Origin of the sequence: Bacillus sp. ISL-78 (assembly GCF_018613455.1) — a bacterium.
GTDB classification, from domain to species: domain Bacteria; phylum Bacillota; class Bacilli; order Bacillales; family DSM-1321; genus Peribacillus; species Peribacillus frigoritolerans.
In genome coordinates this window covers 68311-91776 of sequence record NZ_JAGGQC010000011.1, presented here as the reverse complement: position 1 = coordinate 91776, position 23466 = coordinate 68311, and the positions used below count along the sequence as shown (strand labels likewise).

Annotated in this window: 18 protein-coding genes and 1 pseudogene; 6 read left to right on the top strand and 13 right to left on the bottom strand. The window is 37.1% G+C overall.

Annotated features, from left to right (window positions below):
* Nucleotides 1-52: 52 nt before the first annotated feature.
* Nucleotides 53-1810, bottom strand: a complete 1758-nt coding sequence (locus J7I96_RS13335) for a sigma-54 interaction domain-containing protein (protein ID WP_214923735.1) — start codon at nucleotides 1808-1810, stop codon at nucleotides 53-55.
* Nucleotides 1811-2133: 323 nt separating this feature from the next.
* On the opposite strand from J7I96_RS13335, the gene J7I96_RS13330 reads away from it, so the two are divergent.
* The 4 genes from J7I96_RS13330 (at nucleotide 2134) to J7I96_RS13315 (ending at nucleotide 5610) form a co-directional block, all read left to right on the top strand.
* Nucleotides 2134-4098, top strand: a complete 1965-nt coding sequence (locus J7I96_RS13330; RefSeq protein ID WP_215048075.1) for an oxidoreductase — start codon at nucleotides 2134-2136, stop codon at nucleotides 4096-4098.
* Between the two features lie 217 nt (nucleotides 4099-4315).
* Nucleotides 4316-4534 (top strand): helix-turn-helix transcriptional regulator, encoded by a 219-nt coding sequence (locus tag J7I96_RS13325; RefSeq protein WP_034309806.1) that lies wholly within the window; start codon nucleotides 4316-4318, stop codon nucleotides 4532-4534.
* 17 nt (nucleotides 4535-4551) lie between these two features.
* Entirely contained in the window at nucleotides 4552-4950 is a 399-nt protein-coding gene (locus J7I96_RS13320) for a hypothetical protein (RefSeq protein WP_214923731.1), read from the top strand.
* A 246-nt stretch (nucleotides 4951-5196) separates the two neighbouring features.
* Nucleotides 5197-5610 (top strand): (deoxy)nucleoside triphosphate pyrophosphohydrolase, encoded by a 414-nt coding sequence (locus J7I96_RS13315; RefSeq protein WP_214923729.1) that lies wholly within the window; start codon nucleotides 5197-5199, stop codon nucleotides 5608-5610.
* Between the two features lie 5 nt (nucleotides 5611-5615).
* Here J7I96_RS13315 and J7I96_RS13310 read toward each other — a convergent pair whose 3' ends face one another.
* From J7I96_RS13310 to J7I96_RS13270, 9 genes are all read right to left on the bottom strand, one after another.
* The gene (locus tag J7I96_RS13310; protein WP_214923726.1) at nucleotides 5616-8426 is read right to left on the bottom strand and encodes a DEAD/DEAH box helicase; all 2811 of its coding nucleotides are present in this window, start codon (nucleotides 8424-8426) and stop codon (nucleotides 5616-5618) included.
* A gap of 702 nt (nucleotides 8427-9128) precedes the next feature.
* Nucleotides 9129-10031, bottom strand: a complete 903-nt coding sequence (locus J7I96_RS13305) for a hypothetical protein (RefSeq protein WP_214923724.1) — start codon at nucleotides 10029-10031, stop codon at nucleotides 9129-9131.
* Between the two features lie 168 nt (nucleotides 10032-10199).
* Complete coding sequence (locus tag J7I96_RS13300) at nucleotides 10200-11714, bottom strand: ATP-dependent nuclease (RefSeq protein WP_214923722.1); 1515 nt, start codon at nucleotides 11712-11714, stop codon at nucleotides 10200-10202.
* A gap of 156 nt (nucleotides 11715-11870) precedes the next feature.
* The gene (locus J7I96_RS13295; protein ID WP_214923804.1) at nucleotides 11871-12389 is read right to left on the bottom strand and encodes a SecY-interacting protein Syd; all 519 of its coding nucleotides are present in this window, start codon (nucleotides 12387-12389) and stop codon (nucleotides 11871-11873) included.
* Nucleotides 12390-12426: 37 nt separating this feature from the next.
* On the bottom strand, nucleotides 12427-14244 hold the full coding sequence (locus tag J7I96_RS13290) for a T7SS effector LXG polymorphic toxin (RefSeq protein WP_214923720.1): 1818 nt from the start codon (nucleotides 14242-14244) through the stop codon (nucleotides 12427-12429).
* A gap of 232 nt (nucleotides 14245-14476) precedes the next feature.
* Complete coding sequence (locus J7I96_RS13285; protein ID WP_034309854.1) at nucleotides 14477-15304, bottom strand: MetQ/NlpA family ABC transporter substrate-binding protein; 828 nt, start codon at nucleotides 15302-15304, stop codon at nucleotides 14477-14479.
* 19 nt (nucleotides 15305-15323) lie between these two features.
* Complete coding sequence (locus tag J7I96_RS13280; RefSeq protein WP_214923718.1) at nucleotides 15324-15986, bottom strand: methionine ABC transporter permease; 663 nt, start codon at nucleotides 15984-15986, stop codon at nucleotides 15324-15326.
* On the bottom strand, nucleotides 15979-16728 hold the full coding sequence (locus J7I96_RS13275) for a methionine ABC transporter ATP-binding protein (protein WP_214923716.1): 750 nt from the start codon (nucleotides 16726-16728) through the stop codon (nucleotides 15979-15981). The genes J7I96_RS13280 and J7I96_RS13275 overlap by 8 nt, the downstream gene beginning before the upstream one ends.
* A gap of 224 nt (nucleotides 16729-16952) precedes the next feature.
* Nucleotides 16953-17465: a helix-turn-helix domain-containing protein gene (locus tag J7I96_RS13270; RefSeq protein ID WP_214923714.1), complete on the bottom strand. Its 513-nt coding sequence runs from the start codon at nucleotides 17463-17465 to the stop codon at nucleotides 16953-16955.
* Between the two features lie 164 nt (nucleotides 17466-17629).
* On the opposite strand from J7I96_RS13270, the gene J7I96_RS13265 reads away from it, so the two are divergent.
* Both J7I96_RS13265 and J7I96_RS13260 read left to right on the top strand, forming a co-directional pair.
* Nucleotides 17630-18928 carry an MFS transporter gene (locus J7I96_RS13265; protein ID WP_214923712.1) on the top strand — a complete coding sequence of 433 codons (1299 nt, stop codon included), beginning with the start codon at nucleotides 17630-17632 and terminating at the stop codon, nucleotides 18926-18928.
* Nucleotides 18929-18962: 34 nt separating this feature from the next.
* Complete coding sequence (locus J7I96_RS13260; protein WP_214923710.1) at nucleotides 18963-19946, top strand: ornithine cyclodeaminase family protein; 984 nt, start codon at nucleotides 18963-18965, stop codon at nucleotides 19944-19946.
* Nucleotides 19947-20027: 81 nt separating this feature from the next.
* Here J7I96_RS13260 and J7I96_RS28620 read toward each other — a convergent pair.
* The 3 genes and pseudogenes from J7I96_RS28620 to J7I96_RS13250 form a co-directional block, all read right to left on the bottom strand.
* A pseudogene (locus tag J7I96_RS28620) lies at nucleotides 20028-20289 on the bottom strand (excalibur calcium-binding domain-containing protein).
* A 488-nt stretch (nucleotides 20290-20777) separates the two neighbouring features.
* Nucleotides 20778-22214: a hypothetical protein gene (locus tag J7I96_RS13255; RefSeq protein WP_214923708.1), complete on the bottom strand. Its 1437-nt coding sequence runs from the start codon at nucleotides 22212-22214 to the stop codon at nucleotides 20778-20780.
* Nucleotides 22215-22844: 630 nt separating this feature from the next.
* Nucleotides 22845-23303, bottom strand: coding sequence for an SRPBCC family protein (locus J7I96_RS13250; protein ID WP_214923705.1), 459 nt, complete (start codon nucleotides 23301-23303; stop codon nucleotides 22845-22847).
* Nucleotides 23304-23466 lie beyond the last annotated feature (163 nt).

Below are 23466 nucleotides of genomic sequence, written 5' to 3'. Positions count from 1 at the left end.
CAATACCCATACCAAGTTTTTGAATATTCAGATTTCAAAAGGGGTTAATTTATTAATCTTCATGATAGCTAAATTGGTATTTGCCCAGTTTGCGCATGATCGTCGTTTGGCTGACCTCCAGGGCCTTGGCCATTTTTCTGGTTGATTTATAGGTGGAAAGGGCCTGTGACAATAATTGCTTTTCCGTTTCCTCTAACGCTTTTTTCAACGGAATGATTCCTGTTAAATTGACTAGCGCCGTATCTTTGTAGGTTAAACCGGAAGGCAAATCATCTATCGTTACGATGGGCTTTCTAGCCGTCACGACAATTTGTTCTATTACATTTTCCAATTCCCGAACATTGCCCGGGTAATCCTGCAGCTGCAGAATTAACTTGGAATGATCATCGATCGTGATGGATTGACCGTATTTTTCATTGAATTTCTTCAGAAAATAATCGGTTAATAAGAAGATGTCTTCCTTCCGCTCACGCAGCTGCGGTATTTCCATGGGAACGACATGCAGCCGATAATATAGATCTTCGCGGAACTGATTGTTCTTGATCATTTGCTTCAGGTCTTTATTCGTAGCGGATATGATGCGGATATTCACCTTTTTCTCCTTCGTTCCTCCCACCTTCATGAATGTTCTGTCCTGAACCAGATGGAGGATTTTCACTTGAATGTCGAGCGGCATTTCCCCGATTTCATCAAGAAACAACGTACCGCCATCAGCACTCTCAACAAGCCCCTTTTTCCCGTGCTTATTAGCTCCCGTAAATGCACCGCTTTCGTAGCCAAACAGCTCGGACTCAATTAAAGCCGATGGTATCGCGCCGCAATTCACTTGAATGAAATTCTTATCCTTTCTGCTGCTGAGGTCATGAATGACCCTTGCTAAAACCCCTTTTCCGACTCCGGTTTCTCCATGGATGAAGATCGAAGAATCCATCGGGGCGACTTTTTCAGCTAACTCCAAAACCTTTATCATCTTATCCGAATTTGTAATGAAGTTATTGAACGAAACGGTTCTCGAATTTTCATGCTGGGCCCGCTGGTTCCTAAGCTTCACTCTGTTCAATTGACTCTTCATCTCAACCAATTCCGTGATATCCCTGGAGTTCGAAACGATTCTATATAAGTTCCCCTCTTCATCAAAAATCGGCTTTGCTGTGCAGAATACAGTCACTCCATGCGGATAGGTTTGTTCCGCCGAATGGATCGCTTTCGTTTTCATCGTTTTTAATGTAACCGAATTATTGATCAGTCCCTTTTCGACCAGCTCTTTAATGTTCTTATTAATAAAGGCCTCCGGCGGCAGCCCTGTAAGCTTCTTGCACGCTTCACTCACGAATAACGTGTTTCCGTTCGCATCCGTCACGAAAATTTCATCATAGCTGGAATCCAGGATTTGCGTGAGCTCCTTTACCTTCTTTCTTGTCACCTCCAGCTCTTTCTTTAGTGATTCATTTAGACTGATTAAGCTTTTCATCTTCTTTTTAAGCAGCATTTCCCTGACTTCAGAGATCGGATAGCAGCTATATTGGTTCTCGCCATGTTGAATCACAAAATCATAGGTGCTCATATCCTCTTCACTTAGCTTATCTAAATCATCAACGACGACAAACGATGTATTAAGATAAGCCGTGATTTCCTGATTTTGACCATCGCTATCCAATCTCTTCAAAAAGAAAACTTCATCCAATATGCCGAGGATTTCCAAGTGATTTTTCATGACAATAAAAGGCGAAGAATTAATTTTCAGTAAGGCTTTCACATCCAAAATAGAAATATCGGAAAATACAATTAGTGATTCCTTTTTTACTTCCATCACATCACCCCATATTTTGATTGCGAACCGATTTTGTTACACTTTTTGATACGAAAAGGGATAAGTGTCATATTCATAAGCGACGAACGTCTCTATATCAACAAATTCAGAACTGAACCTTTTATGAATCACCACTTTTCAAAAAAGGTTCAGTTATCTATATATAAAATACTATATCCATGAGCCATACCCTCTTTATAAAAGTAAAAAAACGATGAATCCCCGAACGGCATGATTATTGCATATTGAACCTGTATAGAGATAGGTAGGGGGCAAATGTATGCGCTCTATACTCTCATTCTATCTAACATTAGGGAGTGGTCATGGATATGGCACAATTCAAGAATCTGTTTACCCAATTAACGATCGGTTCTACTGAATTAAAAAACCGGATCTTAAGTACAGCACATCAAACAAATCATGTCACGGATGGAATCCCCACTTCAGATATGGTCGCCTATCATGAAGCCCGTGCTAAAGGGGGCGTCGGATTGATCATCCTTGAAGCGGCATCGGTACATCCATCCGGCATGCTTACGTCCAAAACGATCGCAGGATATGACGAGAGAATCGTCGATGCCTACAAAGAGCTTTCCGAAACGCTCCATAAATATGGAACGAAGGTTTTCTCCCAGCTATTTCATGGCGGAAGGGAAGTCGTATCGAGCGACTACCGGAATGCGGCATGGGCGCCATCGGCCGTTCCCAGCCTGCGCTTTGGCGTGATGCCAAAACCAATGAGCCTAGAGGATATTGAAGGAGTGGTTGAAGGATTCGCACATTCAGCACAGCTGGCAAAGGAAGGCGGACTTGATGGAGTGGAAATTTGCTGTTCACATGGATATCTTCCTGCCCAGTTTTGGTCGGTGCATACAAATAAACGCACCGATCACTATGGCGGTTCTTTTGAAAATCGGATGCGATTCATTGTGGAAATCTTGGAGAAGGTATGGGAAAGAGTCGGGGAAGACTTTACCGTCGGCATTCGCATGAGCTCGGATGAACTGACGATGGACGGGACAACGATGAAGGATTCCGTGCAAATCGTCGAATATCTCGCGGAAAAGGTCCGATTGGATTTCATCAACGTCACGGCCGGGGATTCTAGCACCTTTGAGGGATCAACACATATCGTTCCGCCATCACCGATCAAGCATGCATACCTATCACCACATGGATTCAAAATCAGGATGGCAGGAGCCGTACCGGTCTTTGTCGGCAATCGAATCGTCGACCCCGTTGAAGCGGAACAGATCGTATCTACCGGAAAAGCCGATGTCGTCGGAATGACCAGGGCCTTAATCGTCGACCCTGACATGCCCAACAAGGCAAAAGATGGCGACCTGCAAGCAATAGATGCATGCATCGGCTGTTTACAAGCCTGTATCGGTCACTATCATAAAGGACTGCCGATTGGCTGTGTCCAAAACCCGACAACCGGTAAAGAAGCATGGATATTGCCAGAATTAAAGAAACCAAGAAACAAACAGAATGTCCTGGTCATCGGCGCCGGACCTGGCGGATTACAGGCAGCGATAACAGCGGACTACCTCGGTCATTCCGTTACACTGATCGATCAAAGCAAATCAATCGGCGGCCTGCTTCGCACCATGCGCAAAGCACCCATGAGGCATGAACTCGCAGAATCGATGCTCGATAACTACTCCCGGAAGTTAATGAGAAGCAATATAAATGTACAATTAGGCAAAACAGCCACCGCCCAAGAAATATCCGAATCGAACCCGGATGCCATCATCTGTGCAACAGGATCAAGGCCCTATACACCAGCCATCGAAGGAATCGATGACCCACGGATCATCATGAGTGATGACCTCTACAGCTCAACCAAAAAAGTGGGGGACAACGTACTCGTATTCGACTTTGGCGGCGACTGGCCCGGCATGGAAGTAGCCATCTACCTAGCCGAAAAAGGCCATGGAGTCACACTCATATCATCACGACTGCACATCGGTGAAACCGTTCACCAATATCTCAGGAACGAATACCTAAAAAAACTATACAACCTAAACGTCACACTCCTACCCCATTACGACATCGGGGCAATCAAAGAAAATCACGTCATCATCCGGAACCTATTCACCCAACAAAAACAAGAACTAACCAACTGGGACTCCATCGTCCTCTCCCTTGGCCGCATTCCCAACACAGAGCTATTCGAAGAAATGAAAGGCCATGCGCCCATTGTGAAACAGATTGGGGATTGCCTTGGTCCGAGGACAATTGAGGAAGCTACGCATGAAGGGATGATGAGTGCTATTAGTTTATAGGGGGAACGAGACATTCCGGGTGGGATGTCTCTTTTTTTTGATGATATAGGTCTGACACGACCTGCTTATTATTTTTATCTTCTTGTCTAACACTTTAAACCAACTATTATATACTCTATTTTTTTCTCTTTATCTCCAGTTCAATTCCTTTTATTCTTTAAAATGTATTATTTTCAATCCATTTTGTATATAATTCTATACATAAGAGGTGGAAAATTTGAAAAGAGGAAAAGTAAAAAACAACGTGCGATATTTTCGAAGATTACATGATTTTACTCAAGAAGAACTTTCGGATCGAATAGGTGTACACAGACAAACCATTGTTGCTTTGGAAAAACAAAAATACGAACCTTCAATAGGAATTGTTTTGATGCTCTCTGCTGTATTAAATGAACCAATCGATAAATTATTCTTTTTAGAAGAAAAAACAGATTAAATTCAGGAGGGATCTTTATGCGTTTGAAAAAGTGGATGCTTTTAGTTGGTTATATGTGCTTATTCTTAGGCTTTGGATATTCATGTTATTCAATTTTTGTAGATGAAACAGGAAGTAATTTCTGGATTATGTGGGGGATAGCTTCTCTTGTTATGGGTTATCAAGTAATTAATTTCTTAGTCAAGAAAAAAAACGATAAGTGGAACGATAGTTACGTTGTTGCAGATCAACGTGTTTTTCGTAAAATTTTAGTTTCTCTCTCTATATCATATGTTTTTATTCTGATTTTTTTATTGATTGGAACAATTGGATTCTATAATGATTTCATTTCAGGCTATAATATTTTGGTCGGAGCTATTATTACAAGTTTGTTGGTTTTTATGATTTCTCAAATTGTGCAACGCTTTGTACACTAATCCAAATAAAACTTCATATAGGTTGTAAAAAAGTTAGTAAATCCTCCCTTATAGAATTGTAAGGTAAAAAATTATAAGGAGGATTTTAAATGACAATCATTAAACCATTATCTTTAAATGCGCTAGAAAAACAATCAATTTATCAAGAAGTTTAGCGCCATTTAATCTTAATATTCTATTCTGATTGTTATCTTTCTGTATACCATAATGATATGATTACATAGAGCAAACCTATAGGAGGATAACATGAAAAAGCAAGTTAAAGTAGTTGCAGCCATTATTGAAAATGAAAAAGATGAAATACTATGTGCATTACGATCTCCAGATATGAGCATCCCGAACATGTGGGAATTCCCAGGTGGAAAAGTAGAAATGGGTGAAGATATTTTTACTGCTTTAAAAAGAGAGATTGATGAGGAATTACAATGTCAGGTTGAAACAGAGGCTTCAATCTTTAATGATAATACGCATGAATATGAAACCTTCATCATTAACCTACTGTCTATAAAATGTAGAATCATTGGAGGTACCCCAACAGCCAATGAACATTCTAAACTCATATGGTTAAAACGCGAGAATTTAAGTTCTCTAAAATGGGCTCCTGCTGACATTCCAGCTGTGAAACAATTGATCAACGAAAAAAATAGTCTTCTCAAATGAGAAGACTATACTCTTTTAGTGAACTCCGTATATAAACTAGCTGGAACTTCATTCTCTAATTCCATTGTAACAGTAATTGGCTTTTCCCCTTCATATTCCACGGTGTTACCCTTCCCGATATAAATATACGGTTCTGTCTTTCCGTCTATTTCTTTATACTTTCTAATAAATAAATGTAAATGTATCCCTCTATCCTGATTGAAAACAATATTCTTTCCTCTCTCAGAACTTGGGGCAGTACTATTTGGAGTCTGCCATTGAAAAATGCATTCGTTTATAAATTCATCGTGGTAATTAATACTCTCTTTAATATCTTCTTCCTTGTGCAAATCAATAAATAAGAAGTAGTCATTTCCATTTGAAAGTAGGCCAGAACCCCTAAAAGCACTGTGGCTTTTACGATAATTTGATAGTAATGCCGCATCACCCATTTGATATTGTTCATACAGCTTCAAATGTGGAACACCATAGTAGTCTTCTTTAAATTCCTTTTCATATCTAAAGATTCCATAAATAATAAGATCTTCTACACATGTTCTATATTCTTCATTCTGTAAAACCTTTTGATAGGAAGCTGTCTTAGATAAATGACCATCTTCAAGTGTAAATAACTTCAAGTTCCTCTTTTTCTGACCAGGATCATAAAAATCCTGATTTAGACACTGAAAGGCATGCAATACACTATCTTCATCTACCTCTTTAACCAACTTCAATATCTCATGTTTTGCGGTTTCTAAAGAAATATCATCATGGTCAAATAGGTATTTAGCAATAGCAAATTCATACACTCGCTTTAAAGGTAACTTGCTCGATAATTCCCTTAATACTCCTTCAAAAGCCCCGTCTAGTAATAGCCTTTTCAAGGAATCTTCTTTTTCTACTTTTGCTACAAATTGCAAATATGTTTTTTCGCGATTAATAAACTTAATCGGATCTGGAGCTCCATCAAATTTCATATAATCCATTAATAATAAAGGAGTTTTACCTTGATTCATTTTCTTAAACTCAAAGTACTCTTCCTTCAAATACTTCAAAGAATTAAAGTTTTCCTTATCAATCTGCGCTAATATCCGTTCTTCCGAGATTTTATCCATTTGAATATGTGTACAACCTGGAATATTTGCAAATCCAGTCGCAATAGCAACCTTCAAGCTTTCTTTATCATAATAACGGCTTCCATTTAAGGCGATGGCAATTAAGAACGTTTTACTATGATTCCCAATGAAATCAAGTACCGTTAGGAAAGTCTTGTCTTTATGTTTGCGAAGTCCTCGTCCTAGCTGTTGAATAAAAACTATTGGAGAATTAGTAGGTCTTAACATTAATACGGTATTTACTGAAGGAATATCAACACCTTCATTAAAAATATCAACGGTGAAAATAAATTCTAAATCATCATGATCATCTTCTAATCTATTTATATAATACGATCTCTGCTCGACTGAGTCATTTCCAGATAAACAGATACTTTGAATACCCCTACTATTGAATTCTTGTGCCATATATTGTGCATGTTCAACGGTTACACAAAACCCTAGACCTTTTCTTTTTTCACCGTCATGACCATAGAAATTCATATTCTTAATAATAAAGTCGACTCTCTCATTAACCTTTAATCTCTTAGTTATTTCCGCGACATCATCAATATCTACATCACTTAAATCAATTCCCTCAATATCGGTAATACCAAAATAATGAAAGGGAATAACCAGTTCATCCTCTAAAGCCTCATGTAAACGAACTTCTAATGCCACATTATTATCAAATAGGTCAAAAACATTTTGTTGATCGCTTCTCTCTGGAGTAGCTGTCATCCCTAATGTGAACTGTGGATCGAAATATTCTAGCACGGCTTGATAACTAGGGCTTGTTGCATGGTGAGCCTCGTCAAAAATAATATAATCAAATTCGTCTCGTTTAAATTCCTCATAGCATTTAGACAAAGTTTGTATGGTAGAAAAAATATAATCAGCATTTTTTTGCTTTTGATTCCCAGTCAGTAATCCAAATGTCAGTTTTTCATTAGGAAGGAGCTTTTCAAAGGTCTCTTTTGCTTTTTTTAATATTTCTTCTCTATGTACAATGAACAACAATCTTTTAGGCTTGAATCCCTTTACGTCAAAAGCAGACATATATGTTTTACCCGTACCTGTTGCTGCTATAACGAGAGCTTTCTTTTCCCCAAACGATCTAATTCTCTCAAGGTTTTCAACCGCACGTTTTTGCATGTTATTAGGAATAATATATTCAGAGCTTTCATAAATAAAATGCTGAGTATTCGTAAAGCCCTTTAATTTACTCAAAAACTCTTCATACTTACTAACGAAATTGTCATCGGCTACAACACTACTATTCCATAAGCCATCATATTCCTTTAATACATCTTTAAGAAATGGAGCATTCTCTTTAGCAATAATCTCAACATTCCACTCAATATTGCTCTTAAGGGCACTTTGAGTAATATTAGAAGAACCTATAATCACCTTATAACTATCCTTAAATTCAAAAATATACGCTTTCGTATGAAAACCAATCGCCTTATCTGTTTCAAAAATCTTCAAATGGATATTACTAAACTCATTTATTTTCTTTAAAGCCTTCGCTTCAGTAAAATTCAGATAAGTAGAAGTAATAATCTTCCCCTTTACTCCCCTTTTTTCCGCGTTCTTGAAAGTATCCAACAACAGCTGAAGACCACTATAATTAATAAAGGCCACGCTGAAATAAAACTTTTCACACTCATTTATAGAAGAAATTAATTCATTTAATAAATTACCCTTGTCTGAATTGACAATTAGCTTTTTCTCGATGCTCATGATTTGCTCCTGACTGTTCTATTACGCTCATGGTAAATAAATAAATGTTTTTATTAGGATTATGATATCATTGGTTTATATAATAAATGCAGAAAAAAAGACAACCATTTCCTCTCTCAATCCCTCAACCTATTATCTTTTCTTTATTTACCTATATACCATAAGCAACTTGCACAGCTGGCTTTCTTCACGGATAGAGGGAATAAACTTTTCCATCCCCTGGTAATATTTCGAAAGTTAGCTCAATGTTAAGGATTAATAACAATGAGATCCAACAATTGTTCTGTATCCAAAAAGTCCGTTTGACTGCACACTCTCCAAAGTTACCTCTAATAAAAACCAGCTGTATTTGATAAAAAAGATAAAACAAAAAATTGCTCGCGTAGTATACGAATACTTTTTCTCTTTACTGCTGAAGAAAGATGGAAACGAACGGAATTTCTCATCCTCTCCCTCTCTTTGTTAATTTAGTAATAAAGGGATCTATACCATTATTCCTTTTATATTTAAACCATTCAAAGGTATTTTGTTTCAGTTCAAACCATTTAGTTAATTCTGCAATCTTGTATCATTTCAACCTTTCTATATTTTCCGTATTTAACCATAAATCTAATATCTCCTAATTTAATTTCTCTATATCAAAATAGAGAGTAAAGATAGCTCAGTGCACGATTAGTGAACTTGCCCTCGTATTTAATTTTTTTAAAGTAGTCTAAAATCCAAAAAATCTAAATTTAATAAGTTTTTTAAATTTAGATAATTCCCTGTTGGTTTGTAAGAAACTTTACAATATGCAAAAAATCTAACATTTGTTTGATCTTCGGTAAGCTTATTTAATACTGAAACCCATTTATTATTAGTTAAAGTCTGTTGAATTAAATCATTTGAAATATAAAGAGAAGTTTTTTTATCGCCATCATTCTTTATACCATGTTTAAAAATAATAAAATAGTCAGCATTAGTCTTAGAACGGAATATTTTTCCGTCTCCATAGTAAACTCTTTTATACTTACTAATATTACTTGGATCAATTTTTGTTAGGTCTACAAACATTTCTTCATATGATACGTTATATCCCTTTATATTTATATAATTTTGAGTAAGCTTATTTTGTATTTCATATTTAATAAATTTAGAAACCAAAGGCTTTATACTATAGTAATTACTATATTTCTTTTTCTTCTGATAATCTGTATTAGTACTATTGTTCGCCAGTTCTTCTTTTCCCTTATTGCTAGACTTTACTTTTTCACCACTTTTTACATAATGATGACTGTTAGGTCTTTCTAGAAATAAAGAATCTATTTGGCTATCTATAGTTAACTGCTTGTTTTTGTTTTTATTGTTAGCACTACTGTTCTCTTTTTCTATTTCAAATTCATAATTACATCCAATATTATGATCACCATATGCTCTAAAATGAGGGGTGTTTTTCATCTCGGTCCTTTCTTTATCTATATTTGCCGCTGTTATTTTTAAGCTACACCCCGGACATTTAAATGCTCTTTTATCTTGTATTAAACTGTCCCAAAAAAGCTCATAAGCCTTCTCAGCATCAATTACTTCTCCATACTCTAGACTATGTGCCTCTTCTATTTTTGCCATTTATTTCTCCTTTTCCTTGATATTAACCTTAGTCACTTTTTCATTTATTTAGCCTAGCTATAAAAGAATAAATTCTTTTTCCTGTTTATCATCACTGGTGGTACGGTTCTCCTTAGTGTATCTAAAGGAGATTTTAACTAGCTAACATAAATTTCTAAAAGTAATCCTTTAAGTCGATTGAAGTACTTGTTCATTATGGATGTCTTCTACTAACTCATCTCTACGAACATTAAGCCATTTTTTAATAGGAGCTATATAGTATTCCCACTTTTCATGTTGGCTTACAACATCAATAATTTTACTTAACCCCACTTCTTTACTCTGATAATTCATTCTTTCAATTATATCGTCTACATATTTATGTGTATTATCTACTTTTTGTATTTCTTTTGCAGTTTCGACTATTTGGTTTGGGATTGAGAGTTCTCTTAAAAGACTATGAATAAAAAGTTCGGGTGCAACACCATCAGGTAAGTTAAACTGAGTTATACGATTAACAAGCTTGTCTCTCATTTCATAATTTTCTTGTGTTGTACCAGTTAATGCACTTTTTATTCTTTCCATTTTATCCTCATCACTAACATACAAATCCCCATCGAGAATAAAAAGACACTCTGTAGTCAACTTATTAGATAGCAACATTCCTGCTGCTGTAGTAAAGCAGTTTTGGGCAGCACCATAACGTGTAACATTTACATATCTAGACATATTTAATGATTCAATTATTTGATTTACAATTGTAAAAGCTAAATCATCTTCCACAAATAACTCAATAGGTCGAGTGCTCTCTCCTGTTATTCGAAAAATAGTATCTGGTTTTGTATCCGTTAAACAAATTGTTTTTTCGGAAGTACTATATAAGTGTCGTATATTAATGAATTCGCTATAGTTCAAAATATCTATTGAATGCGTTGTAAATACAATTTGTAGTTTCTTTTCTTCAGCTCTACCATATAGAATTCTAATTAATTTTTTAAATGCAAATACATGTAAAAGCAAGTCAATTTCATCAATTAATATTAGTGAATTTTTCGGAGCATTATAAACTTCAGCTAAGATTTTAAAAATCCTTTGTTCACCAGCAGACATGCTCAAAGAAGAATATTTAGCTTGATTATATTCAACACCTATATACTTACCTTTTGAATCACTGTGCAAATTATAAGAACTATAATCACGATTCATTATATAACCAGCTTTTTCTTTAATAATTCTAGAGGTAGTATCATCCAAAGTAGTTGTGCTATACCTTATGAAACTTTGCCTTTTTTCTTCTTCTATTTTGGGAACACCAGAACTTATACCAATATAAAAAACATCTCGTGGAATTCTTCGGTCATATTTTGGTGACCATCTATCAGTGTTTTTTGAATAAACCGTTTCTTCATTTTCGTATAACTTGCTACCAACCCTATAATCATGGTACAAAGTAAAACGGCTACCTTGCCAAAGTGAGTCTATAGTAGGGGTGAAAAATTGACTGAACTTGTAATTAGTAGTTTTACTATCGTCTACAGGTTTATAACAACAGGCTAAGGCATGTAAAATTGTAGATTTTCCTGAACCATTTATACCTATTAAAGCAGTTAGTCCACTTCCTGAAAAATCTATTTCTACTTCTTTAAGGTTCTTTAATAAATTAATATGGATTTTCTTAACTTTTTGTTGCGAATAGTTTGCCATTTTTGTTTCTCCCTTAGGTCCTCTATTATTTCAATAATATCATCTAAGTCTGAATCCGCCTTTAGGGGATATTTCTTCAAATTAAAAAGTTGATAGAACCAACTTACCTCGGTTTTATCAACTTCTCCCCTGAATTTTGGAAATGTCTGTACGTGACTATCTTTTTAACCTTAGTTTAGAAATTAATGCTTCAATACTTTCTGAAATAACCTCAAATGAATTCCTTTCGAAATCCTCTAACTTTACTTTACCGTTCAAATTATCAATTACCACTAACAAACCATTCCCTTCAATACCTAAAGGGATATTTTCTAGTCTATTGTTATGATTGCTCTTATATCCCTCTAAGGTTCCCCGGAATGAATCAAATTCGAAGTTTGGCAAAACCGCCTCTAATTTGATATAGAAATCATTTATAAACCCGTCTAAATCAGCGAACCAATATGAATTAAAATATTCAATAATTGATTTATGGAATACCACTTCTAAGTTCTCTTCTAACTGCTTTAAGTCATGTGAAGTAGTTTTTTCTAGAGGTTTCCATGTAATATAATCTTCTTCGTCAACTTCACCTTCATAAATTATTGAATTAACATCTTCAGTCACTGGAGTCTTAAATAAGAAGTCCATTCCTTCATCCGCAAGCTCTTGTCTCATTCTAAAGTATTGGCCCATTGATTTCTTAATAGACAAAGATATCACCCTTTTCGTTTTACTTATTTAAAAATTTCTCAAGTAATTCAGCATAACTAGAATCATTTCCCCAAACCTCAGCTGCCTTTTCAGCATTATGGATTCCACCCGAACCTGGATGTAATTTTGCTGGTACCGCTACGGCTTGACCACCTCCACCAATATGATGGTGAATAAGTGTATCATTGTACAATTCTTTTATATCATATTGTGGGAAGTGTTCTCTAAACTTTTTATCATTAACTGGAGAAAATCCCAATTCTATTTTTTGTATATTCATTTTGCTTAAATATTCAGGGGTTTTATTCATTACTTCTTTCCAATAGTAATCTTTATCTCGTAACCACCCTTCCGAATTTGTATTTCTTTGCCCCTTTCCAACATAAGGCATTTCAATGGTAAGTCTTGGGTCGGCGGTATACTTTTTCTCTAATCTTTTTAAATCTGCATTACGATAGGTTCTAATTTTATGGTCAGGATTACTTCTAACATTACCATTAACTTCCGACTCCACTTTCGCCATAGAAATTAACTGATCCTTTAACCCAACACCATTAACCACATTATAAGGCACTCCACCTGCCAACGACAGTTGGTTTTTTGGATTGTATGGCAATAGGTTAGGGATAGAGAATTCTTTGGCTTTCGTAACGCCATTTACTGCAGCCGCTTTTGTAGTGGCTACCCCGGTCTTCGCAACAGCTCCTGCGCCTTTTGTTCCGACTACTGATGTGACGACTGTTCCAAGGGCATAGGATACCCAGTGAGCCCGCGAGTAGGCATCGCCATTTACCATATCGCGTTCATATGAGTCCGAGATGGATTTGGATATATATTTATAGGTTTTTATCGGGTGCATGATTGAATTGGCTACACCTTCAACCGTTTCCCCAGGATCTGTGACGAAGTCCCAAACTCCTGTCACAAAGTCTTTCCCTACATCATACAGGCCTACGCCGATTCCTTTTGCGATGTCTGCGGTTTGCTTAGCGGCTTCTAGCTGCATGACATATTGCTGCTGGGTGGGCGCTAAGTTTTCGTACCCGATCTGCTTGGCGATTTTGAGGAACTCATCTGGATCTGTTACATGATCGAGTTGTGCCTTCAAGTCTTTGATCAGGCGATTCTCCGCTTCCTCTTTCTTAACCTTGAGATATTGCGCGGTTTCTTTTTTCCTTACTTCCAGGTTTTTATAAGCTTCGCTATTTTTATAAGCTGCTGCATTAAAATAGAGCGGGGATACTACTCCTCCCCTTGTACTGGATACTTTCAATTGCTCCATGAGTGCCGTCACTGCTGCTTGGTCTTCTTCGGATTTGGCATATTCAGTCGTCCACTTATGATCGATTTCGTTTACTTTGTCTATCGTTTCGGTCCGTTTTGTTTCAGCCTTCTCGATATTTTCAAAGAACGCATCATCGGAAAAAGGCTCTAACTGAATGATATCATCAATTCCAGCCAATATTTTTTTCAGATCATTTTTCTGGGCTGTGACCATTTCCTTGGAATTTCGAGTGGCATTTGTCAGCTCTTCCTCTAAAAAAGGAACCGTAACCACGGTTTCACTAAGGTTCGCTTCGATTGTATCTCCTTGAATTCCGCTTAAAAAGGCAACATGCCGATTGATCAGGCGCAGCCAAGAATCCACGACATCGATCTGTGCTTTGTAAAACCCTTTAATGGCCTCTGCACCTTGCCCCTGCAGCTCATCATCCAAATGAACGATACTCTCAAATCCTTTTTTTAATTCCATGAGCTGTTCTTTCAGGTCCTTATATTGTCCGACACGCGTTTGCATGGCAGAAACTAGTGTTTGAGATTCGTAGATCATCGACATAATGGAAAGTCCTTTCAACTTCTTTTCTTATTCATTTCTATGTAATATTTTTATTCACTGTAAAATTATGGACTAAATATATTTTAGAAGAGTTTCTAAATTTATTCAAGAAATGAAGGGGAATTGGACAGTATTTTTAATAGTAGCTGGACGATGGGCGATCACAAAGTTAAACCAATACGTAAGAAAGGGCTATTCCCATTGAAGGAATAGCCCTTTCTTTGTATCAAAATCAAAATGCCGGTATGGCCGTTTCACTATATTTCTCTTCTAAAAATTTGCGTACCTCCGGGCTTGTCATGGCCTTGGCCAACTTTTGGACTGGCTCGGAATCCACGTTATCCTTGCGCGCCACTAATGTAATCGCAAAGTCATTTTCAACGCCTTCTGTGAGAAGGGCGTCATTTTTTGGTGTCAAACCAAGCGGTGCAGCGTAAGCAGGTGTTATTACGATCGCATCTGCTTCATCATACGTTCTCGCTAGCATTAATAAATCCACTTCTTTAAACTTATAGTTTTTAGGGTTCTCCGTGATATCAGACATTGTATAGTATGGACCTTTTTTTTCCTTTAAAGTGATAACTTTATGCTGTGCCAGCAAGGCCAATGAACGATCGATATTCGATACATCATTTGCAATGGCAATAACGGCACCCTCTGGCAATTTATCCATTGAATCGTATTCTTTGGAGTACACACCATAATTGGCAAAATAAATGGGTTTTACTGGTACTAGCTCGGCATTTTTGTTTCGGTTGAATTCCTCCATATATGGAACGTGTTGGAAGAAGTTCACATCCACTTCTTTTGCCGCTAGTGCGGTGTTAGGCTGCACATTATCACTTAATACAACCATTTCCAGGTTAATGCCCTCCTCTGCCAGCTTTGGTTTAACAAGCTCAAGGATCTCCGTCATTGGAGGAATGAGTGAGGCCACTTTCAATGTAACCTCTTCCTTTTCCTGATTCTGCGTATTTTCTTTCTCTTTTACTTCATTCGTCTTTCCACATCCTACTAAAAACAACATAATTGCTGCCATGAGAAAGAGTATTTTTTTCATGATGTTTCCCCTCCATTATTTATCTTTTATCAATCATTCTAGCTATTGTCGTTCCAATGAATTGGATAAGCTGTACTAGAATAATCATAATGATAATCATATAAATCATTAGCTCTGTTTTAAACTGCTGGTAGCCATACCTGATGGCAAAGTCGCCGATACCGCCGCCTCCGACCACTCCCATGATCGTTGAATAGGAAATAAAGCTGATGATCGATGTTGTTAGTCCGAGGACAAGCCCTGAACGAGCCTCCACGTAAAGAAATTTAAATATGACATCCTTAACGGAAGCCCCCATGGAAATGGCTGCCTCGATCACACCCTTTGGCACGTCCAATAAAGATTGCTCGACCAATCGCGAATAATGGGCAATGGCGATGATCGCTAATGGAACGCAAGCAGCTGCTGTACCAATGGCTGTGCCGATTATGAGTCTTGTAAACGGGATTAAAAAAACAACCAATAATAAAAACGGAAATGAACGGATAATATTGACAAGTAAATTTAAAATCGAGAAAGCCCACGGATTTTCAAGCAAATGACCCTTCCTAGAAAGAAATAGCAAGGTCCCGACAGGCAATCCAATCAAAATCGCAGCTAAAATGGACACACCAACCATCGTAATGGTTTCGCCAATCGACTGCCAAATTTCTGCCTCATATTGAATTAAAATCTCAGGCATGTCCCAGCCCACCATTCTCTTCTAATTGTTCGATAAAGTATTCTGGACGATTATCCTTTTTTTGAATCCCGGTTGGTTCGATTAAGACCGTGTCATAAATCTCTCCCTCTGCCATGATCGATACACGATTGCATATACTTTTAATGACATTCAGCTCATGACTAACGATGACAATCGTCACACCGAAGCGTTTGTTGATATTCTCTAGCACATCTAATATTTCAGCCGTTGTATTTGGATCAAGGGAAGAGGTCGGTTCATCACATAACAACACTTGCGGGTTATTTGCCAACGCCCTTGCAATGGCAACACGCTGCTTTTGTCCCCCGCTTAATTGTGCAGGATATCTCTCCATCTCACCCTCCAATCCGACAAATTGGAGACACTCTACAACACGGCTCCGACGTTCCTTCTTTGGATAATGTGCCAGCTCTAAAGAGGCTGCCACATTGTCATAAACCGTTTTATTTGCCACAAGATTAAAATGCTGAAAGATCATGCCAATCGACTTCCGTGCCCCTCGAAGTGCTTTATTGTTCAATGTTGTCAACCTTTGGCCGTTTACCTCCACTTCGCCCGCATCTGGGGTCTCCAACAAATTCATTAACCGCAGCAACGTTGATTTCCCTGCTCCGCTTGCTCCGATTATTCCATGAATTTCACCTTTAGGTATTGTTAAAGTAACAGACTTAATAGCCTGAAATTGTGAAAATTTTTTACTCACTTGATCCAGGTTAATCATAAAATCCCACTTTCTATTTGTTGAAAGGTAAGTATAGCGCTCCACATTATCGTTTCATCAAAGAAACCCAACTCATTTTATCAACTAATGAGGACCTATTGCAAAGACACAAATTAACAGTTAGAAAGGATAGATGAACAGTGAGGAATCCCTGTTTACACCTATCCCTTTTGTACGACATGTTTCGTTAACTGGATATACTTTTATTCCACAACACCGTGACGTTATTTAGACGACACCACCAAAAAACGGACAATTTGATCCGAGAAGTTAAACCAGTAATGGGCTTTTCTAGCATCGAACATGAACGACTGCTGTTCATGGAGTTCCATTCTTTCTCCCTCTATTTCCACTGTTAACTTCCCTTCGATAATGAACAAGAATTCATGTCCGCCATGAGAAAAGGCGCTTCCTTTATTTTCACCTGGCTTTAAGGTGACAAGAATAGGCGAAAAAACAGCATCACGAATGCCGCTGGATAAATTCTGATAGTGAAATTGTTCATGATTATAATCTGAATTTTCTTGGGAACGGTCCTCAGAAAAAAAGAAACTTGGGCTGACATTCAATGTATCAGCGATTTTTTTTAATGACTCTAATGTGACGCTTGATTTACCCCGTTCTACTTGTGATAAAAAGCTGATCGAAACGCCTGTTTGTTCTGCAAGGCTCTTTAATGTTAGTTTTCGCTCTTTCCTCAATGATTTCATTTTTTCCCCGATTGAATCAAAAGGCATGGAGATGCCCCCTTTTTTTACATAGTATCTAGCTTCATTATACAGTACAAATTTTGATGAATGTTCCGTCATTAATAAAATAATTGACAGAAAATTATAAATTATTTACAATGAAGGAAATAATGAATTGAAGTGACACTTCAATTTTAACGGGGTGACTCATGATGGAGAAGAAACAAATGCGGCGAATTTTAATTGCGAGTTTAGTCGGAAGTTCGATTGAGTGGTTTGACTATTTTTTATATGGGACTGTTGCAGCTCTCGTATTTAATCAGCTGTTCTTCGTGAATGAGGATCCGACAATAGGGCTGTTGCTTTCCTATGCATCCTTTGCGTTAGCATTCTTCATCCGCCCTTTTGGCGGAGTGATCTTCAGTCATATTGGCGATCGTATCGGGAGAAAGAAAACACTTGTTATTACACTTAGTTTAATGGGTGTCGCAACATTTGGGATGGGGCTTCTTCCCACGTATCAAGCCGTTGGGATTTGGGCGCCGATTTTATTAATTACGTTGCGGTTAGTACAAGGTCTGGGAATTGGCGGTGAATGGGGTGGCGCGCTTTTATTGGCCGTTGAATATGCTCCCGCTGAGAAACGTGGCTTGTTCGGGGCCATTCCCCAGATGGGTGTCACTATAGGAATGCTGCTTGGAACCGTTGCCCTATCCATTATGACACTGCTGCCTGAAAACGCATTCATGACTTGGGGATGGCGTATACCGTTCATTTTTAGTGCTCTGCTAGTATTTTTTGGCCTATGGATTCGTAAAGGAATCGATGAAACACCGTCTTTCAAAAAAGTGAAGGAATCCGGGGAAGTTCCAAAGCTGCCGATTGTAGAAACTCTTAAGAATTATTGGCGTGAAGTGCTTATCGCCGTGGGAGCCAAAGTGGTAGAAACAGCGCCATTTTATATTTTCAGCACGTTTGTCGTATCATATGCTACTGCAAATCTCGGTTTCTCACGGACAGCTACATTGACTGCAGTCATGATTGCGACAATTATAACGACGATTTTAATACCTATCATGGGGAATCTATCTGATAAGATTGGACGCAAAAAGCTGTTTATAGGGGGAACGATTGGGATGGCACTGTTTGCATTCCCATACTTCTGGTTGCTGCAGCAAAAATCGGTACTGCTATTGATCGTTGCAACAGTGATAGGTTTAGGGGTTATTTGGGCTCCCATCACAGCTGTTCTTGGAACGATGTTCTCGGAAATTTTCGATGCAAGGATCCGTTATACCGGCATTACGCTTGGATATCAAATCGGAGCAGCTCTGGCAGGAGGAACAGCGCCGCTAGTTGCAACGGCTTTACTTGATAAATTTAATAACTCCTATGTTCCTGTCGCCCTTTATATTATTTTTGCATCTGTCCTGTCACTAGCAGCGATTTGGGCAGTTAAGGATCGCAGCAATCAGAAATTAGACGAAACGCATAATACTAGTGCCATGTAATCTATGGATTTTTCACTTCAAGGAGGACAATTGAATGTTGGTAATAAGTGAGAAGGAAATTCAACAATCATATGGAATGAAAGACGCAATAGCAGATATAAAGGCCGTATTACGTGCACATGGTGCTCAAAAAATAGACAACCCTCATCGCACGGTTCTTGCTTTTCCTCAACACGAGGCATCGGCCCTTTACATGCCAAGCGCTGATTTGTCTGAAGAAGTTTCGGCGGTGAAAGTCGTTACCATTTTTCCAAAGAATCCTTCAAGGGGGATGGCAACCACACAAGGAGTCATCTTGCTGTCAGATGCAGAAAATGGCGAACACTTAGCATTGTTGAATGCCTCCTATTTAACACGTCTCAGAACGGGGGCATTGAGCGGCATCGCCACAGACTTTCTTGCTCGTAAAGACGCCAGGGTCCTCGCGATCATTGGAACAGGAGCTATGGGATTTGAACAAGCAATTGGTGTGTTAGCCATAAGGGACATTGAGCGCATTATATTAGTAAATCGCACACCAGAGAAAGCGAAGAGTTTCGGTGAAAAGCTGCGGGCATCCGGTGTAACCGTTCCTTTTGAAGTTTGCGAAGATGTTTCAGCAGCTGTTCGCCAAGCAGATATCATTTGCTGCGCAACCCGCTCGAACGAGCCAGTATTTAATGGGCAGGATGTAAAGCCGGGCACACACATTAACGGGGTCGGGTCTTACTTGCCGGATATGAAAGAAGTGGATCATACCACGGTTTCACGCGCTGCTAAAATTATCGTCGACGATTTGGCGGGCGTGAAGGCCGAAGCAGGAGAGCTCATTTCTGCAGCCAATAAGGGAAATTGGTCGTTTAATGATATTCATGGGGAGCTTTTTGAACTTGTCATGCAGACCAAATCAGGCAGGGAAAATAAAGAGGAAATTACCTTCTTTAAATCAGTCGGTGCCGCTTACTTTGACCTCGCTGTGGCAAAAGGCGTTTATCGCCAATCGAAAGAACGGAACATCGGGATGGAGATTGAGGTATAGCAGAAGTCCATGCATTTTGCTAACGCTGTGTAATAACAACCCGAAACAAGCGACGTTCAAGCATGCCGTAACATTTCATCTTTAAATAAAGAGACCCTTCTTTCGGAAGGGCCTTTTGAATAATCCATATTTTTCACAAGCGATCAAGTCTTTATCACGATTGTTTTTTTAGTGGATGGTATATTGCCTTTGAAACATGGGGGCTTGTATTTCGTTTTCCATCTTTATTTTTAACGGAGGGTGAACGTGCTACGCCCTCTTTTTTCAGATTTTCACTTTTGGGTTTGGCACCTGCCACATCATTTTCTCCTATTGAGAAACCCAGAACTAGTCCTAGTAAAATAGTTTAATCATAAACCCTCCTACTTTAATCTAAGACCTTCTCGTAAAGATGAAGTACCGCCTTCTAGTCTATTGATTAGCCTTCTAAAAATAACTTTTTCTGGATTACAAGTCTTAATATAAGTACCAGCCAATGTTTTATCTGGCCGCCACGTTTCTAAATTCCAAGAACTATTATAAAGTGTAGGGCATGTATTCTAATGTTGCCGTCCAAGTATTGACCCTGTAACCCCATTAAAATTACTTTTATTCACAATTAAGACTACCCTCTAAACAAAACAAAAAACACTACCAATTTAATTGGCAGTGCAGTTTCTTTGATAACTTTATCGGTCCAATATACCAGGTAATGTCTGAGAAATATTTGTCAGTTGGTCTACAACATCAAATACTGCTTTCGTCATAAATATTTGAACCACTATTAAAATGCTCAATAATATTAAAAGAATTATTTTAAAAGTTGTATTCATGAAAACTTATTACCTCTCTTTAATATGTGGCTTTTGAATAATCATAACTTACATTCGATTTAGTAGTTAGTGTTATATAATTATCAAATTTACCTACAACAGTTAATCCAGCTCTAGCATATGTTCCTGTTGAAGCCCAACCAGCAGCAGGGTTGAAAGTTTTTCCACTTATATTTCTATTTAACTCCGTTGCTCCATCATTTAACTGCCATCTAGCATAATCATATGCCAAACTAGATCGATCATCAATTTTTAGATTTTCACCGAAACTCATGGAAATCCCTACTGAAAATGGATATCCTAGTGACAATGAAATTGAAGACGTCCCTCTATCTCCCATAGGACCCCAATCGTCTAAATGATCTGTAGCCGATGGTATATCTATATCTGTATAAATTGATCTAGCCCATATTCCTTTATAACTTGTAATTTGAGTTACAGGTTTTAAGGTGAAATAATCATATTTTTTACTCTTTTCGCTATTTTGTTTGTACAAGTGCCAATCTGTATCCATTCTAGCAACCAAAAGTCCAAGACGATATCCTTTTTCCACCAAACTATATTTGTTTTTAACTCTTACACTTTCTGCTTTTACTTTATTATCAGTAATAAAAGTAAAAGCATCAGTTGTATTTTGTTCTTGATTAATTTCATTTTCAGAATCAATAATCTCTGATTGAGTATTTATAACCTCTTGTAAAACCATTTCATTCGTATTTGGAATTGAATTACCATTTTCATCAAAATTATTAATAGAAACATCTACAAACTGAAGTTCTTGACTTTTGTCTATTGTATATCCTATAACATGACTTGTAAATTCAGAATCAGGAGTATCAAGAGAACCTTTTTCATTCACTTCATTGGCTGAATATTCATAATCATTAGATGCGTCAGCACTTTCGTCAACGAATTCTTTACCATTCTCAAATGCTTTTTCATTCAATTCTTCTTCGCTCTCACCAAATTCTAACTGTCCATCATTTTCTTTAACGGTAAGTTTATCTAAATCTAAGATTTCTTTATATTCCTCTGCTTGAACATCACCGTAAAGAAATACTCTTTTACCATCTTCTAATTCAGTTTTCAAAAAATCTTTATATAATTTATTTCCTTCTACCACAGCGGCGTCAGCAGCAATAGAATTTGAATTCTCAAAATCTTGATTATTTTCGGGGGAAACAACACTAACGTTCAATTCATTATTATCAACTTTATCTTGAATATCTTCAAACTCTGGATCACTATTTTCTTCAACAACATTATTAACGGTTTCTTCTGTGCTTGTTTCATCATCAGCAATAATAACTATATTCTTTTCTTCCGATGAATCATTCGTGTTTTCTTTCATTTCATTAGCTTTGGCGAAAAAATTAACAGAATAACTACTAAAGAATAAAAGCAAAGACAAAATTACAATAAAACTACCTCTTAATATTTTTTTTGTTTTACCCAACATAAACCCTCCCTATTCTAATTAAATATTAACATACAAATTATGTATACAGTTACACAAATTGTATTTATTGCATATTTTGTCATTAATGAAACGGTTCGGCGGAATTTTCTTAGGATTTGAGCGCTAACAACTAAACCTAATAGAACTAAAAGTCCATCAAACACTCATGTATGTATTCTTAATAGGTGTGAATACCTTCAAGTTCCTCGAGTATATCCATAAGCAAATCATCCATATCTTCACATACTTCTATACTTTCTTTTACATCATTACTTAAATTTATCTCTACCAATACAACATTTAATTAACACAAATAAACTACCCACAATCATCAACTGTTTTTTCATTTTCTTCTCCCCCATTTTTAATTTTTATAATAGAATAATAACCATAAATTCAGATTGATATTTCCCAAAATTGAATTCACGATTTTCACATATGGAATCGTTTCTCCTTCGTTTCTGTGACCCTCTCACGTTATACCTTTCTTGCCACAAATAAAAGAACCTGACAGTACCAAGGGATGAAAGATTAATTCACGACAAATAAAAAAGAATCCACCTTGAATAAAGATGGATTCTTTTAATATCTACGTTGCTGTGTCAATCTTGGATTAACTTTATAAATTCATGATCCACTTGTTTCTGCTTCAGCTACCTTTTTGACACGATCTAAAAATTCAACGACCACTTTATCGGTGGCAAATACTAAAAGTAATTTCAAAAACCACTTCAATGGGCGACTGGTGACTGTATATGTAAAGGAAGTTCTATTGTCATTGATTTTATTTAATTCATAGAAAGCTGTAATATCAAACATTTTTGCAAGTATGAAGCCTACTTTAAGCTTTTTCTCATTTGTCTCATTCAAGTATTCCAATGTTTCTATATCATACTCTTCTGTTCGTTTTCCTTCTCGATATTTTTGGCGATATACACTTCCAACCACTTCTTCCGTTATTTTAACCGGCTTTTGTTCAACTACTTGAGGCATGATTTTTTGCATATTTTCTACAGAACCATCAAGAAACTTCCATACCTGTTCAATTGGGGCATTTATTTCTATTTCTTTTGTCCATTTTTTCAATGAAAATCACCTCTGTCTCTATTATATTTCCTTTATTATGTAATAACCAAATTCGAACTGATGAATTTTTAAATTTAATGTCGTTCTGTAAATAAATTACTTATTAAGATTCTCCTTTTTGGTGTTATTCTTGTATAATAAACCAAACGGTTACTATTTCAGG

Bases quoted from the DNA above. Each gene is read 5' to 3' on its own strand.
- J7I96_RS13335 (WP_214923735.1), bottom strand. From the start codon at position 1,810: ATGGAAGTAAAAAAGGAATCACTAATTGTATTTTCCGATATTTCTATT.
- J7I96_RS13330 (WP_215048075.1), top strand. From the start codon at position 2,134: ATGGATATGGCACAATTCAAGAATCTGTTTACCCAATTAACGATCGGT.
- J7I96_RS13320 (WP_214923731.1), top strand. From the start codon at position 4,552: ATGCGTTTGAAAAAGTGGATGCTTTTAGTTGGTTATATGTGCTTATTC.
- J7I96_RS13315 (WP_214923729.1), top strand. From the start codon at position 5,197: ATGAAAAAGCAAGTTAAAGTAGTTGCAGCCATTATTGAAAATGAAAAA.
- J7I96_RS13310 (WP_214923726.1), bottom strand. From the start codon at position 8,426: ATGAGCATCGAGAAAAAGCTAATTGTCAATTCAGACAAGGGTAATTTA.
- J7I96_RS13305 (WP_214923724.1), bottom strand. From the start codon at position 10,031: ATGGCAAAAATAGAAGAGGCACATAGTCTAGAGTATGGAGAAGTAATT.
- J7I96_RS13300 (WP_214923722.1), bottom strand. From the start codon at position 11,714: ATGGCAAACTATTCGCAACAAAAAGTTAAGAAAATCCATATTAATTTA.
- J7I96_RS13295 (WP_214923804.1), bottom strand. From the start codon at position 12,389: ATGGGCCAATACTTTAGAATGAGACAAGAGCTTGCGGATGAAGGAATG.
- J7I96_RS13290 (WP_214923720.1), bottom strand. From the start codon at position 14,244: ATGTCGATGATCTACGAATCTCAAACACTAGTTTCTGCCATGCAAACG.
- J7I96_RS13285 (WP_034309854.1), bottom strand. From the start codon at position 15,304: ATGAAAAAAATACTCTTTCTCATGGCAGCAATTATGTTGTTTTTAGTA.
- J7I96_RS13280 (WP_214923718.1), bottom strand. From the start codon at position 15,986: ATGCCTGAGATTTTAATTCAATATGAGGCAGAAATTTGGCAGTCGATT.
- J7I96_RS13275 (WP_214923716.1), bottom strand. From the start codon at position 16,728: ATGATTAACCTGGATCAAGTGAGTAAAAAATTTTCACAATTTCAGGCT.
- J7I96_RS13270 (WP_214923714.1), bottom strand. From the start codon at position 17,465: ATGCCTTTTGATTCAATCGGGGAAAAAATGAAATCATTGAGGAAAGAG.
- J7I96_RS13265 (WP_214923712.1), top strand. From the start codon at position 17,630: ATGGAGAAGAAACAAATGCGGCGAATTTTAATTGCGAGTTTAGTCGGA.
- J7I96_RS13260 (WP_214923710.1), top strand. From the start codon at position 18,963: ATGTTGGTAATAAGTGAGAAGGAAATTCAACAATCATATGGAATGAAA.